We start from the raw sequence: 14,616 nt of genomic DNA, 5'->3' as shown, positions 1-14,616 counted from the left end.
CTCGCCCACCCACGCACATCAGCAAGGTCCCCACCCATAACCACACCAACGAACGAGCTGGCCACTAGTCACGGTATGCACCGTTGCAGTACTAGCACCCTCCCTACGGGCTGCCCGATTGGGTCGGGTGCCGGCACTGGGTTCACCCACGTCCTTGTCGAGGAGCCGGGAACGGGCGGTTGCAGGACACCCGGCCATGTGAGAGCTGGGCTGAGCTCCCCAAGGGGCTCCGGGCGGGCATAGGTTGGGCTTTCAGATGATCACCTTTCGGCAGTGGACTTCAGGTGATCACCTTTCGGCAGTGGACGTGACCGGCGGCCGGGATCTCAGAACCCTGTCCACCATGAACGACAGCAGCGTCACAGCCGTCGAGGCGTTCACCAACCGGCCAACGCAGTGGGAGATGCTCCACGCTAGCCGCCTGGCGGATGTCGCCACCGGTCGTCGTGGCCGATGCCGCCTACGGCGCCAACGCACACCTGCGGACCGCACTGTCCGACCGCGGAATCGCCTATGTGTTGGCCATTCGTGGGGATGTGACTGCCCAACCGTTCGACGCAAAGCCCCTTGTCCCGGCCCGCTACGGGGCCGTCGGCTGCTGGCCCCAGCCCCGCTACCGGAACCCCGCACCGTCGCTGGCAGCCCTTGCCGCCGGTCTCGGACAACATGCCTTAACCCACCTGACCTGGCGGCAAGGCTCGCGAGGAGAGACGCCGAACACCGGGGCAAGCTGGCGCACCGTCAAGCTCGTGCCCCAGTACGTCGCGACGAGCAGCACCCGGTCCTCCAGCGGCAGTCCCCATGGCTGGCCCCGCCGCACTGCATCCTCACCCTCCGCGGTGCATTGCGGTCACCAACTTCCCCCCAGGCAAAGCGGCCGAAGCGACTGAAGCCGGGCGGTAGGCAGTCGGAGTTCCGCGTGGCTGCACGGCTTCCGACGTATGTGGAGCGGCGCACCGGTTCCAAGTGTTGACCAGCGCGTTCAGGTTCAGAAGGAGGCTCTGAGGCGGCGCGAGGCGTAGGGGTGCTTCGCCGGGGTGGTGCCAGGGCATAGGAGCCATCAGGCCTGTTGAGCCAGTTCCGAACGGTCGAGTACACGGAGGCAAGGACGATGACCACTCCCCCGGAGGGCGAGAGCGACGTGCCGGACCGTGAGGAGGTGCTTCGGCGCGCGGCGGAGGACGACGACCCCGTGGCCTGGATCCAGCTCGGTGGCTGGCTGCTCCTGAACGGGAGACCGGCCCACGAGTACCGCCCCTGGCTCCGAAAGGCGCGAGGCAGTCAGCTGAACGGGCACCACTTCAGCATCGAGTTCCTGCTTGAGGATCTGATTGACGCGGGACGGCCCGACGATGCCTTCGAGGCGCTCGCCCTCTCGGGAGCGGCTTCCGAAGGCGAAGCCGCCCTGCGTGTGGCGCAGCGATGGGATCGGCACCGCCCACAGGAGGCTGAAGGATGGTATCGGCGGGCTGCCGAGGCCGGAGAACCCGCCGGCCTCGTCGCATATGGGCGGTGGTTGGAGAGAGCGGGGCGTGGCGAAGAGGCAGGGCCCTTCTATGAGGAGGCCGATGTCCTGGGCGACCGCGCCGGCGGTCTTTTCGCCGCCCGCTGGTACGCCGCTCGTGGCCGACGCGAACAGTCCCTCGAAGCCGCCGGCCGCGCGGTGCGCAGAGCCGAGGTGGCGGAGACAGGAGAGACGTACGGCCAGAACCTGCTCCGACGCACCCTGTTCGAGGCGGGGGATGTGGCGTTTCTATGCGGTGACGTGGATGGTATGGCCGAGTTGTACGCGCGGGCCGAGGCGATCGAGTACCAAAGGTCGCCGGCGTCCGCAGACTGGACGACGGCGGTGACCACAATCACCGTCAGCGTCGCCCTGGTCCCGTTCATCCAGGCCCTCGTGGGCCACGCAGCTCAGGACGCCCACGAGGTCGTCAGAAATGCGTTGCGCAGGATGGTCCAGCGTCGCAAGCATCCCGATACTGTGCTCGCCGAGCCTGGTCAACGCATCCTTGTTGCCCAGGACTTCAGCCGCGAGCTGGCACTGCACATCCCCACGGAGGCGGCAGACGAGGCCCTCGACGCGCTGGCCCAGCTCGACTTCCCCCCACCTACACCGAGCACGCATTCTCAAGTCGAGGCGCTCCCGGGGACACTCCGCTGGAACGCCTCCCTTCGCCGGTGGGAGTTCCGCCAGTGAGTCCCATCGCGCGTGACACGTTGATCTTCGCCGAACCTGCAGGCCCCCGAGTTGCCTCATGCCCGGTGTCCCAGGACTCCCTCGTAAGATGTTGTTGGCCTCACGGACTTGAGGACGACGCTTTCGCTGGTCGGGCATAGGGGCGGCGATCCCATGGGAGTGGTGGCCTGTCGTGTCGTTGCTCCTGTCGAGGTCGTGGATGCCGTCGGTCGTGGAGCTGCTGGAACAACGCGAACTCGCCGCTCGCCATCGGGTGGACGAGCTGCGAAGCAGGGGGATCAACCCGCCACAAGGTGCTGTCGAGCAGCGGATCGCCCGCCCGCCTTCGGTCAGCACATCGACCGGCACGTGGACGACCGCGCCCCGGGTACAGTCAGCCGAGCCAGTTCCCAGGGGAGGCCCTCGCTCACCTCACCATTGGTGTGGCGGACGCTGACCGTTACCAAGGAATCGTCCACGGCCCCCCTTACGGCTGTGGGACCTCACCACGCGCACGCTCTCGGGCACCGCGGCGGCGCCCCTGGGCAAGCCTCTGGCCGGCCACACCGACACCATCATGCAGGTGGCGTTCAGCCCGGACGGCAGGATCGTTGCCAGCGGCTCACTCGACGGCACCGTGCGTCTATGGAACGTGAAAAGCCCCTTAAATGATTTACAGGTCGGCGTGGGTCCGACCAGTTGACCTTGAGAAGTGCAGGAAACCCAAAGTCTGGGCGCCGAATGGGTGCTTGGCCTGGCGGGCTGGGTCGCCCACCTCCGGGAAGAGATCGAGGCCGCAGTGGCCAAGTGTCTCTGAGCAGAATGGCCAACTGTCGTTGCGTATCGGCCGCTGGCCAGCAGGCTTCCAGCCTCTTTTGGCCACCTATCGCTGGAGGTCACAGTCGGGCAGCCGGTGTTGTTCTGCGTCATGGAATGCTGAGCGCGTGCCATCCAAGGTTGAGCGGTGAGCCGTCGGCACGGGCCGTCGCTGGGGCGTATGCGACCGTGACCAAGATCCGATCGGGGCGTTGATGCGACGAGTATGCAACGCTCCCCGGGCTGCCGGGGATCACCCTCGAAGAGCTCCGGTAAGGGACCGAAAAATGATCAGAGCATCCCGCATTGCCGCTACCGCGCTGCTCGCTCTCGGCGGCCTGGGCGTATCCGCGCACACGGCTTCAGCACTCGCCCCGACCGCTGACCCCGTTCCGGTCAGCGGCCTGCTCCACAACCTCGCTCAGCCGATCACGGCCGGGCCCGTCAAGACGGCCTTCGCGCAACTTGACGGCATGAACATCAACGTAGGCCAGCTACTGGCGTAGGCGAGCTCCTCTGCAGCCTGGTCGCCGACGCCGGAAGCCAAAGCCGTTCGGCGGGGCTCAACCGCTCAACCTCGGATGGCACATCCTCGACCGTCCGTACGTTGTTCTGCGGGATCGGGCGAGCGCTTCGTATGGTTCATCCACCCTGGGACGTCGGGTGTGGCTTTCAACCTTCTGCCGCTCGCGGCTGGCATTGATTGGCCACCCGACGTCCCACGACGACTCGGCTGCCAATGAGGAATTGCGAATGATCGCTGTACGGAATCGACAGCGAGGTCGTCCGTCGGGAGGCACCAGCAGCAGACCGCACGGAGGCACCCATGGCCGCGATCTGGGCAGGCATCGACGCAGGCAAAACCCATCACCACTGCGTCGTGATCGACGAGAGCAGCCGACGGCTGCCGTCACGACGCGTCGCCAACGGCGAACCCGGACTCCTCGAACTCCTCGCCGATGTCCTGGCCCTGGGCGACGAGGTGACCTGGGGCATCGGCCTGGCCGACGGCGGAGCCGCCCTGGCCATCACGATCCTCCTCAACCACGGCCAGCCGGTGCACTACATCTCCCGCCGAGCCATCCACCGCGCCTCCGAGAGTTACCGCGGCGAGGGCAAACCCGACGCCAAGGATGCCGCCGTCATCGCCGACCAGTTCCGCATCCGCCACGACCTGCACCCCTTACGCTCCGGCGACGAAACCGTCACCGACCTCAAGATCCTCACCGGCCGCCGCATGGACCTGGTCGCCGACCGCACCCGCACCGTCAACCGCCTCCGAGCCCAGCTCACCGGCATCTTCCCTGGCCTGGAGCGCGCGCTCGACCTCACCAACACCGGTCCGCTCACCCTCTTAACGGGCTACCAGACTCCGGCCGCCCTCCGGCGGATCGGCGCCAAACGGCTGGAGACTTGGCTACGCAACCTCAGGTCGTCCGCACTGACCGACTCGCTCAGACCGCCATCGAAGCGGCTGAACGCCAGCCGCACATCGTCCGCAGTGGCCTGAGTGGGATCCGTACCGAGCAGCGTCGCGAGACGGCGGTAATACGCCATAGCCGCAAGGTAGTTGCAAGGTCACCTGTGAGGACCTGCCTTTTAGGTCTGCCACCTCCCTGCCCGTCGGGGAAGGTGGTGTGTCCGGTGCCGGTCAGGTCAGGTTGGTGGTGCCGACGGCGGCGCGGGGCCGGTTGCGTGCCCAGCGTTTGAGGTCGGCGACGCGGCAGAGGAGTTCAGCGGCGTGACCTGGGCCAATCTTGCGTCGTTGACCCGGCTATGAAGAAGATCAGCGCCCTCGCCGCGCTCACCATGGCCGGTCTCGCGCTCGCCACACCAGCCCACGCCGACAACGACAACAACAACGGCAACAACGTCGGCCGCAGCACCAACACCACGACCCACCGGAACCCTCTTGCCACCAACCTCTGCAAGCGGGCACTCGCGCTCGTTCCAGTGGCCGCACCGTGGACCGGCAACGAGGTGGACGACGCCTGCAACAACCGCGACCACGAGGAACCGTGACCGGAACCCCGGCGCGGCCAGCTACTCCGCCGGATCCTCCTCGGTGTGCCGAACCGCCTTCTTCACGGCCTGCTCCAGCTCGTACCGACTGCTTTCGACGCCGCACGCCAGCGACGCCACTGCTCCTCGTACTCCTTACTGGAGAGGCCGGCCAGGCGGGCACGCTCCGGCTCGACCAGGTTTTCGGGGATGGCTGCCACGGCCGACCATGACGGGTGGTGTGCCTCCGGCTGGCGTTCTCATCCCGCCGGTAGCGGCCGCTCCCGCCTGCGAAGGGATCAGGAGTGGCGCGGGACCAGTCCCCGCGGGCCGGGTCGCCGGGGCGCGGGTCGTACAGCGCCCGCCCGCCGGCACCGAACTGCCCGAGCTCGATCTGGAGGGCGACGCCAGTGTCGATCTCGTCAGCCGTTCATCCGGTGATGTCCAGCAGCAGGCCATTCAATGGTCCGCCGGCAAGTGCCCCGTAGCGCTGTCCGCCGCAGGCCCGGCCCTGGCAAAGGCTCCGTGGTCGGCTGCGTAGACCCAGCCGCGCAGCAACTGTTCCATCCCGCTGGTCGTGGCGGCAGGCCTGCCAGCAGCACGACTTCGTACACCGCCCGCCGGCGTCGCACAGGAGGGCGCGCGCTTTCTGTGCCAGCGTGAGGAACAGCTGCGGGACGGGCGCCTTCAAGGGATTGTCGATGACCGCGTCGTAGTCGATGCCGAGGGCCGCCCAGGTCTTCTCCTGCTTGTCGAGCCACCGGGTGATGTCGGAGAAGAAGGCGGCTTTGCCGGGGCCGTCGCCCAGGTGGCGGGCGAGGCGAGGTACTTGTAGCTCTCGCCGACCTTCCGGTACGTCTTCACGACGCGGTCGATCAGCCGCTTGAGGCCGGTCTCGCGCTGCGGGGTGCCGCCGCCCACGCCTGCCTCACCGTCCAGCGAGCCGCCGAACTCGGCACGGCCACAGCAGAAACGGGTCCTCCCAGCTCATCCCGCTCAGCCTCCCCCGAGATCAGATGCCTGATCACCCGCCTCACCGACCGTCGGCAACCCTCGATCGCCCCCGTCCTGCACTGGTCATACCGGCGCCGCCGACGACAACACCCAGCCCGCACCAGCCACTACAAACAACGAGGCCACCCACCACCGCCACCCGAACAACCATCAACACAAGCGCCGTTGCAGTATTCGGCTCGGTCGACTTCGCCCGAGCCTGATGCGGTACGTCGGGGCGCGGCCTTCGGGCTCCTGCTCGCGCTGAGCCCTGCCGTGGGGGCGGTGGTCGGCTTCGTCGTGCTGCGCGAGCGGCTCACCGCACGCCGGGTGTGCGTCATGGTGCTGGTGGTGCTCGTCGGCGGTGCGCGCCCCGAAGGCGCGATGTCCTTCGGGGTGCGCGGCAGGGGTTGCGGTTCAGGCGTTGTAGCCACCGTGGGCGTCCAGCACCGCGCCCGTGACGTACGACGCGGCGGGGCTCGCCAGAAAGGCGATCGCCGCGGCGATTTCGTCGGGGTGACCCACGCGCTGCAGGGACAGCGAGCTGAGCATGGCCTTGAGGGTCTCGGGGTCCGGCGGTTCCATGCCGTCCTCCATCAGTCCGGCCTCCACGACGTTGGCCGTGATGTCCCGGGGCCCGAGGTCCCGTGCGACCCCCATGGTGTACCTCTCGATCCCTGACTTGGTCGCCGAGTAGTCGGCAAGGCCCGGGGCACCGACCCGGGAGCCCAGTCCCGAACTCACCGTGATGATGCGGCCGCCCGCGCGCAGCACTCGGGAGGCGGCCCGGATGACGGCGATCACGCCGAGGTAGTTGGTGGCGTGCATCCGGTCCAGTGCGGCGGTGTCGGCGTCCGGGTCGTCCACCGTGCGACCCTGTTCCACCGAGATCGCCGCGTTGTTGACGAGGATGTCCAGGCCGCCGAAGTGCGCGACCACGTCGTCGATCAGCGCCGGCGCCTGACTCATGTCCGCCTGGTCGGACTTGAAGGCGGCGGCCTTCGCTCCCTTGACGCGCACCTCGTCGACGACGGCCTGCGCCTGCTTCTCGGAGCTGACATAGGTGAACGCGACGTCGGCGCCCTGCTCGGCCAGCAGTCGTACGGTCGCGGCTCCCAGTCCGCGCGACCCCCCGGTAACCAGGGCGACCTTGCCCGTGAGCGGCTTGCTCATTCTTCTCACCTCATTGATTGAGCCTTCCCGATAGTCGAAACATTAATGGTTACGACAGTTCATCGCAACCTTTGCTGTTACGACTGTGTGGTCGTAACATAAAGCGTTGCGGCCGAGATGAGGGGTTCATGAGCGCCAACAGCAGATTGACCATCGCCGCCCACGCGCTGGCCTGGATTGGTCTCTACCAGCGCCAGGGCCATGAGGTCGCCACCTCCGAGCAGATCGCGACCAGCGCGAACACCAACCCCGTGGTGATCAGGCGGCTGCTCGGCGAGCTGCGCAGGGCGGGGCTCGTGGAATCCCGGCGGGGCGTGGGCGCGGGCTGGTCGCTGGCGCGCGAGCTGGGGGCGATGACCCTGCTCGACGTGTACGAGGCAGTGGAACCCGGCCCGTTGTTCGCGATGCACCGCGCCACTCCCGACCAGGGATGCGTGGTGGGTTACGGCATCCAGCCGGCGATGCAGGGCATCTACGAGGGCATCGAGGAGACCCTGAGACACGAGCTGGCCCGCGTCACGCTCGAGGACGTACTCCGGGACGTCCTCGCGGCACCTCGCTAGCCTCGCGCTTTCGCGAGGTGGCTGTCCGAGGCTTGATCGAATAAGCGAGGAATGCTTCTGACCTGGGACGATTGGACTTGTCTAGGGTCCTGTTCGTCGTCGGAATTGTCGACCGTTCCCTCCACCGGGTGCGTGAGTCGTGGGCGCTGGCCATCCAGCCGCGCATGCTGGAGGCGCTGGCCGGGTTCGGAGTGACCGACGAGCTGGTCAAGCGGCGTAACCCCGCGGTGCGGCTGCGGATGCATCTGCCCGGGCGCGTCGTGCAGATTCCGCTCTTCTCCGGCGAGCTCACCGACCCCCGTACTCCTTCCTCCTGTTGCTCTCGCAGGCCGAGACCGAGAGCGTCCTCGCTGAACACCTGGGCACGGAGGGAGTGACGGTGGAGCGCGGCACGGAGCTGCTGCGGCTGGAGGCGCAGGGTGCGTACGTCACTTGTCGACTGTGGCGGCAGGACGGTGGGGAAGAGACCGTGAGTGCCCGGTACGTCGTCGGCTGCGACGGCGCCGACAGCACCGTACGCACCGCGGCAGGGATCGGCTTCCGGGGCTACGCCTACCCGCAGACGTTCCTCCTCGCCGACGTGGAGGTCGACGGGCTGGAGCGGGGCGCCGCGCGCACCTTCATGCATGACCGCGGGCGGGATGCTGTTCTGCTTTCCGCTCGGCGAGCCCGCGGCTTTCCGCTCGGCGAGCCCGCGACCTGGCGGATGCTCGCGTTGCGACCACTCGGCGCACCGGACGCCGAGGTGACCTTGGGGCTGATGCAGGAGATCGTCGACCGCTGCACCGGCGAGAAGCTGCGGCTGCGGGACCCGGTCTGGATGACGGACTTCCGGCTCCATAACAGGGGCGCCACCCACTACCGGGCCGGGCCCTTCTTCCTGGCCGGGGACGCGGCCCACATCCACAGCCCGGCGGGGGCGCAGGGCATGAACACCGGCATGCAGGACGCGCTCAGTCTCGATCTCGGTTGGAAGCTCGCCCTTGTCTGCAGGGGCGCCGCTCCCCAGGAGCTGCTGGATACGTACGAGACCGAGCGCCCCCGTCGGCCGCAGCGTCCTGCGCTTCACCGACCGCACCTTCACCATCGTCACCAGCCGCAACCGGGCCATCCGCCTGGCCCGCACTCAACTCGCTCCGTGTCTCGCCCCGTTGGCGCTGCGGGCGACCGGGCTGCGCAGGCGCGTCTTCCGTCCGTCTCCGAGCTCGACGTAGGCCAGGCCTGGATGTGGCCTGGATGCCAACCGAGTTGCTGTAAGGGCTGGAAACGCGGCCGCCCTTCCAGCTCCTGGTGCCAGTGGGGTGCATCAGGCCGCGACGACGACCGGTCCGTGCTCGCTGGGGCTGCCGTCGGGGCCAGCCTGCGACATCACGCGGCGAAGGCCGGCAGCCAAGAGGGCGGCGGTCACGCAACTTGTTGAGAGAGGCCCCGCCGGTGGTGTCCTCCAGGGCCGTGCCATCGGCGCGCCAACCGGCGGCTTCGTAGAAGCGTCGGGCGCGTTCCTTTTCTTCCAGGACCTGCGGCTTGATACGTGCGCGGCTTCGTGGCCGTGACACCTACCGGATGATAAGGCTGGGCGGGTGAGCAACGAGTCATCGAGCCGGTCCGACGACCCGGAGCGCAGGAGGCGCAGGTTGGTCGTCGCCCTCCTTACCGCGCCAGGGCTCGCGGAGGATATCGCCGACGTTGTCGCGGATTCCGTCCAGGCTGCGCTGGCGGTGCGGGACCCGTCGATCGCCCCTGAAGTGGTGTGCCGCACGGAGCCGCTGGTGGGATCGGTAGCGGGCGCACGTGTTGATCTCGTGCAGGTGACGAGGGAGATCATGCTGAAGGAGGACTGGCAGCTGGCGGTCTGTCTGACCGATCTTCCTCTCCAGGTGGGGCGGCGGACGGTGACAGCACATGTGAGTGTCGCGCTCGGGGTGGGCGTGGTTTCGGTGCCCGCGCTGGGCGCGGTCGATCTGCCCAACAGGGTCACTCAGGCCGTCATGCGCAGCCTCGATCATCTGCTCAGCCGCAGTGCTCGGGACAAAAGACGCCGGCCTGTGGGGCGTGCCCGGCTACGGGAAAGGGTGCGAAAGGTCGGGGAACTGACCTCGCCCGTGGGACACGCTTACGTCCACGGCGAGGACAACGTTCGCTTCGTGACGGCGCCCGGCCCGGGTGATCTCCGTCTGCTGCTGGGAATGGTACGAGCGAACCGGCCGTGGCGCTTGATCGCGGGCCTGTCCCGAGCGCTGGTCGGTGCGCTCGGAGCCGCTGCCTTCGGCCTCACCTCGCCTGCGATGTGGCAGATCTCTGACAGCATGGACTGGGCACGAATGATCCTTTTGGCCATCGGCTCGGTGCTGGCTATCGGAGGCACGCTGATCGTGGCTCACAGGCTCTGGGAGAGCAGCCCGTCGCCGGCGGTGCGGGAACGGGTGACGATCATCAATGTGGCCACGGCTCTCACCGTCCTCTTGGGCGTACTGACGCTGTACCTGGCGCTGCTCATGATTTTGAACGTGTGCGCTCTGACCCTCATCTCGTTCCACGTCCTCGAAGGCCAGCTGCACCACTTGGTGACCGTCGGCACTTATTTCAGGATTGCCTGGGTGGTCACCTCCCTGGCAATGATCGGCGGCGCGCTGGGAGCGGCTCTGGAGAGCGATCTGGCCGTCAGGGAAGCGGCGTACGGATACCGCCCGAGCGAACAGCAGGGCGGGACGCCCCCAGAGAGCTCGCAGCAGAACGGGTAGGCCCACATGCCTGACGAATGTCATGGCAGATTCGACATTGGGTCTCGACGCCGGGGTTTCCCCCGACGCCGCCAGTCAGCTGCCGGGCTTCCTGGCAGCTACCCGAAGCGGACTTGCACCGGCAGGCGACGACGAGCTCTCGACTCAAGATCAGCTACTTCAGGAAGACCTTCGAGTCTCCTGAGCGCGCGCAACGGCGAGGCTAGCCGTTGGCCGGCTGCCCTCCGCCCTCGGCCGTCCCCGACCGGCGTCGCAGGCGTCGGCGGACCAGGTCGTCCGCGGTGCGTACGCTCGTCCCCAGTCGGCGCATCAGGACTCCGGCGGTTCCGGCGGCCTGGGCGCGCCACACCTCCCGGATCCGTGCCTCGCGGCGGCCCCCCTCGGCCGGCAGCCGAATCCGCCGCTCCACGTCCAGCTCGTTCATCAGCCGCTCCGCGTGCGCCAGCAGCGCCCCGTACAGCTCCCAAGCGTTGGGCTCGCGCTCCGACTCCGACAGCAGCTGTGCCGCGATCCGGTCGCGTTCCGCACGGGCGCCCTCCAGCGCCCGCACGAGCTCGGTCTTCACGGGCGTGGTGTCGGGCCCCACGCGCGGCGCCGCAGTGGCGGCGACCGTGGCGAGGACGAGACGGCCGAAGCACTCGGCCGCGTCGGCGAGGTGGCACAGCAACTGCCGCAGCCCCGCCGCCAGCTCCTCGGAGTACACCGGTCTGTCGGCCCCGTGCAGTTCCGCGAGCTCGGTGAGGGAGCGGCAGAACGAACGCACGCCCACCACACAGTGTTCAAGCGTGTCGAGGCCGCTGCGCAGGACCAGCCGCGCCCCGAGTGCCTGCCGTCCCCGCGGGTTGAGCCGCAGGCTCTCCTCCGCCGTGGCCAGCGCGGCATCCACGCCGGCGGTCTGCTGGTCCAGCCGGCGCGCCTCCTCCACCCACTCCGCCGCCTGAGCGGCGGAGGCGCCCTGCGGCAGCCCGTCGGCGATTCGGAGCAGCAGGACCCGCAGCCGCTCGGCCAGGTCCCTGATCGCCTCGCCCGCCGGCTGGACGTACACCGGAGGGGCGACCAGCACATTGAGCAGGACACCCGCGGCGGCGCCGATCAGGGTCTCGACCACGCGGCCGACCGCCTGGGTGGGCTCCCCGCCGACGCCGAGCACGAGCATCCCAGTGATGGCCACCTCCTCCACCCACGGGGCGAGGTGCAGCAGCTGGCCGACGGTGAGGCAGGCCAGTACGAGCAGCCCGAGGCTCCACCATGTCAGCCCCACGACGTCGGCGAAGACGACCGCGATCAGCACTCCTGCGACCACGCTGGCGATCCGCCGGATCCCCGTGGTGAGCGTCGCGTACAGAGTGACCTGCACGACGAGCACCGCGGTCAGCGGGGCCAGCAGCGGCTGCGGGTTGTCGGACAGCCACAGCCCCGCGAGGTAGGCGAGGACCGCGGCGACGGTCGAGCGCAACGTCTGGACGACGACGGGCTCCTTGCGTCGCCTGATCAGGCCCACCACGGGGGCCCGGGCCGGGGGCGCGGGCACCTTACCGGTTGGCACGGTTACGGCAGGACTGTCGCCAGCGACTTGGGCATACGGGCCTTCAGGGCCCCCCACTCACCTTCGCTGACGTGGCCTTTCAGCACTTCGAGGACCGTGTGTACCAGCTCCTCGGTGCCTCCCTCGATCGCGTAGGGGAACTCCTCCCTTACCCGTGCGAAGAACTCTTCCCGGTTCATCTTCACGGGCGTTTCCGCGGGCTTCCAGCCGTCGTAGTAGACGCCGCGTATCAGCGTGGGAAGCTGCGCGCCGAGTTGTGCGGTCTCGTCGACCGACAGCCGGTCCCGCAGGGCGTGCAGCACCCCGCGCAGGGCGGCGTACGACTGGTTCCGGCGATCCTTGGGCCAGCCGAAGGCCTGCTCGATCTCCTTCAGGAGCCGGTTGGCCTTGTCGACCATGGTGTCGAACGAGGAAAAGCCTGTCGCGACCATGTTGTGGTCCTTTCGCTGTCCACGGCGTCACGGCACGGGGAGTGGTGGAGCAGCCCCGGGTCGGGTGGAATTCCGGGCCCGTGCGGTCTCGGCCGTCGCTGTGCTGGTTGTCGGTAATCCCGATGGTCGGAGGCTTTGCGTGCCCCGCCCCCGCAACACCGGGACGGATTGCCCGGTGGACCGCGTCGGCTGGGGTCATCACCTCCCGGTGCGGCCACCGTGTTCCGCCGGGTCCGGTTCACCGGCCCCGAGGACCGTAGGTGTCGTCGCCCAGTGGCTTGGCGCGCGCCTCCCTGACCGCTTCGCGCAATGTCCTGCGGAAGCGCCCGGGGCCCCACGACCGGCCGCCGACGGCCTGTTCGAGCTCCTCGCGGCTGGTCGGTCCGCGCGCCGCGAGGGTCCTGGCGACCTGCTCGATCTCCTCGTCGAGCCGCCGTTCCGCCATGGCTGCCGACCGGCTCGACGTACCGGCGGTGCCGACCATGCCCGGCGAGTAGAAGGAACTGCCCGTTCCGGGCCGGTAGCGGTTGACTCCCGCGCGCTCGCGCTGCTGGCGGCGGGCGGTGCGTTCGGCGACCCGCAGGTCCCGCTCGCGTTCCGCACGCCGCACCTCCTCCGGCCGGCCGCGCTCGCGCAGGGACTGCGGGGAGGGCTCGTTGCGGGCGTCCGCCTCGGCCTCCTCGGCGGTGAGGGGCAGGGCGATGTTCTCCAGGGACTGCTGCTCCGCCCGGACGCCGAAGAACACCTCGGCCAGTCCTCCGAGTGCCATGGCCGCCGCTCCGATGATGAAGCCGAGAGCGACGAGTTCGACGTCACCGCTGTGGATGAAGTGGCCGAACAGCAGCGGTCCGGTGATACCGCCGACGCCCGTGCCGACCGCGAAGAACAGCGAGATGGACAGCGCACGGGTCTCCATGGGGAAGACCTCACTGACCGTCAGGTAGGCGGAACTCGCTCCCGCGGAGGCCACGAAGAAGGTCAGTGACACCAGCAGGAAGAACCACCATGCCGTGAGCGAGCCGTTGATCAGCAGGATCGCCAGCACGACGGCGACGGCGGCGGAGCCGAAGTAGGTTCCCGCGATCATCGGAATCCGGCCAACGGTGTCGAACAGTCGGCCGAGGAGGAGCGGTCCGAGGAAGTTGGCGACCGCGAAGATGGCCATGAAGTACGGGACGGAGCCCGACTTCACGCCGAAGAAGCCGCTCAGAATCGTTCCCAGGTCGAAGACAATCGCGTTGTAGAGGAACGCCTGCCCGATGAAGAGCGCCAGCCCGAGGACCGCGCGGCGCGGGTACCGCTTGATGGCGACCCGTGCGATCTCGGTGAAGGGGATGACGTCCCGCTGCCGGACGGTGATGGCCTCACCGGGCTCCGGCAGGTCCTGGCTGGTCTCCTCCCGCACTTCGGCCTCGATCTGCTCCACGATGCGTTCGGCCTCCTCCTCCCGCCCGTGGATGAAAAGCCAGCGTGGGCTCTCCGGGACGTGCCGGCGCACCACCATGATGCCCAGCCCGAGGATGCCGCCGAGGCCGAAGGCCAGCCGCCAGCCGAGATCCGCCGCGAGGAGGTCCGTGTCCAGGAGCGCCAGGGCGGCCAGGCTGCCGATCGCGGCGCCGACCCAGTAACTGCCGTTGATGGCCAGGTCTACCTGGCCGCGGTTGCGGGCCGGGATCAGCTCGTCGATGGCCGAGTTGATAGCGGCGTACTCACCGCCGATGCCCATGCCGGTCAGGAACCGGAAGAGGAAGAGGTACCAGGCCTCGTGGGAGAACGCGGTCGCGACGGTGGCGAGGATGTAAATTCCCAGCGTCAGCATGAACAGCTTCTTGCGGCCGTAGCGGTCCGTGAGCCGGCCGAAGAGCAACGCGCCGAAGCAGGCACCCGCCACATAGATCGCGGCGGCGGTACCGATGTCTGCGCTGGTGACCGAGATGCCGCTGCCCGGCTCGGTCATCCGGGAGGCCACCGCACCGACGATCGTCACTTCCAGGCCGTCGAGAATCCAGACGGTCCCTAGGCCGATCACGATCCGCAAGTGAAAGCGGGACCACGGCAGCCGATCAAGGCGCGCCGGAACCTTCGTGGTGACCGTGCGCAGTTCTTGGACGGTGGTCATGGCATTCCTCCCCGTCCCGCACATCGGCACATCGGAGGAAGAGCGGGCGAACAG

General features: G+C 68.5%; 12 protein-coding genes and 3 pseudogenes. 10 read left to right on the top strand and 5 right to left on the bottom strand.

Going from position 1 to position 14,616, the window contains the following annotated elements; all coding sequences use genetic code 11:
- Positions 1–428: 428 nt before the first annotated feature.
- A pseudogene (locus AB0D27_RS35665) lies at positions 429–647 on the top strand (transposase); the annotation flags it as partial.
- A gap of 59 nt (positions 648–706) precedes the next feature.
- Here AB0D27_RS35665 and AB0D27_RS35660 read toward each other — a convergent pair.
- Positions 707–863 (bottom strand): annotated as a pseudogene (locus AB0D27_RS35660) (transposase family protein); the annotation flags it as partial.
- 248 nt (positions 864–1,111) lie between these two features.
- Here AB0D27_RS35660 and AB0D27_RS35655 point away from each other — a divergent pair.
- From AB0D27_RS35655 to AB0D27_RS35635, 5 genes and pseudogenes are all read left to right on the top strand, one after another.
- A complete protein-coding gene (locus AB0D27_RS35655) occupies positions 1,112–2,200 on the top strand; it encodes a hypothetical protein (protein ID WP_362516882.1) in 1,089 nt (362 codons plus the stop codon).
- Positions 2,201–2,672: 472 nt separating this feature from the next.
- Positions 2,673–2,882 (top strand): hypothetical protein, encoded by a 210-nt coding sequence (locus AB0D27_RS35650; protein ID WP_362516888.1) that lies wholly within the window; start codon positions 2,673–2,675, stop codon positions 2,880–2,882.
- Positions 2,883–3,282: 400 nt separating this feature from the next.
- Entirely contained in the window at positions 3,283–3,501 is a 219-nt protein-coding gene (locus AB0D27_RS35645; RefSeq protein WP_362516881.1) for a hypothetical protein, read from the top strand.
- Between the two features lie 320 nt (positions 3,502–3,821).
- A pseudogene (locus AB0D27_RS35640) lies at positions 3,822–4,480 on the top strand (IS110 family transposase); the annotation flags it as partial.
- 291 nt (positions 4,481–4,771) lie between these two features.
- The gene (locus AB0D27_RS35635; protein WP_362516879.1) at positions 4,772–5,017 is read left to right on the top strand and encodes a hypothetical protein; all 246 of its coding nucleotides are present in this window, start codon (positions 4,772–4,774) and stop codon (positions 5,015–5,017) included.
- Positions 5,018–6,406: 1,389 nt separating this feature from the next.
- Here AB0D27_RS35635 and AB0D27_RS35630 read toward each other — a convergent pair.
- A complete protein-coding gene (locus AB0D27_RS35630; RefSeq protein WP_362516877.1) occupies positions 6,407–7,162 on the bottom strand; it encodes an SDR family oxidoreductase in 756 nt (251 codons plus the stop codon).
- A gap of 128 nt (positions 7,163–7,290) precedes the next feature.
- On the opposite strand from AB0D27_RS35630, the gene AB0D27_RS35625 reads away from it, so the two are divergent.
- From AB0D27_RS35625 to AB0D27_RS35610, 4 genes are all read left to right on the top strand, one after another.
- A complete protein-coding gene (locus AB0D27_RS35625; RefSeq protein ID WP_362516875.1) occupies positions 7,291–7,725 on the top strand; it encodes an Rrf2 family transcriptional regulator in 435 nt (144 codons plus the stop codon).
- 77 nt (positions 7,726–7,802) lie between these two features.
- The gene (locus AB0D27_RS35620) at positions 7,803–8,102 is read left to right on the top strand and encodes a hypothetical protein (RefSeq protein ID WP_362516873.1); all 300 of its coding nucleotides are present in this window, start codon (positions 7,803–7,805) and stop codon (positions 8,100–8,102) included.
- Positions 8,042–9,145, top strand: a complete 1,104-nt coding sequence (locus AB0D27_RS35615) for an FAD-dependent monooxygenase (protein WP_362516872.1) — start codon at positions 8,042–8,044, stop codon at positions 9,143–9,145. Before AB0D27_RS35620 ends, AB0D27_RS35615 begins: the two co-directional genes overlap by 61 nt.
- Positions 9,146–9,359: 214 nt before the next feature.
- Positions 9,360–10,466, top strand: coding sequence for a hypothetical protein (locus AB0D27_RS35610; RefSeq protein ID WP_362516870.1), 1,107 nt, complete (start codon positions 9,360–9,362; stop codon positions 10,464–10,466).
- 202 nt (positions 10,467–10,668) lie between these two features.
- Here the strand turns inward: AB0D27_RS35610 and AB0D27_RS35605 are convergent, their stop codons facing one another.
- The 3 genes from AB0D27_RS35605 to AB0D27_RS35595 form a co-directional block, all read right to left on the bottom strand.
- The gene (locus tag AB0D27_RS35605) at positions 10,669–12,012 is read right to left on the bottom strand and encodes an aromatic acid exporter family protein (protein WP_362516868.1); all 1,344 of its coding nucleotides are present in this window, start codon (positions 12,010–12,012) and stop codon (positions 10,669–10,671) included.
- Positions 12,013–12,014: 2 nt separating this feature from the next.
- Complete coding sequence (locus AB0D27_RS35600; RefSeq protein ID WP_362516866.1) at positions 12,015–12,443, bottom strand: DUF2267 domain-containing protein; 429 nt, start codon at positions 12,441–12,443, stop codon at positions 12,015–12,017.
- 238 nt (positions 12,444–12,681) lie between these two features.
- The gene (locus AB0D27_RS35595) at positions 12,682–14,562 is read right to left on the bottom strand and encodes an MFS transporter (protein ID WP_362516864.1); all 1,881 of its coding nucleotides are present in this window, start codon (positions 14,560–14,562) and stop codon (positions 12,682–12,684) included.
- Between the last annotated feature and the right edge of the window lie 54 nt (positions 14,563–14,616).

Source organism: Streptomyces sp. NPDC048415, from assembly GCF_040651675.1.
Taxonomy (GTDB): Bacteria; Actinomycetota; Actinomycetes; order Streptomycetales; family Streptomycetaceae; genus Streptomyces.
This window is presented reverse-complemented; position numbering and strand designations above follow the sequence as displayed.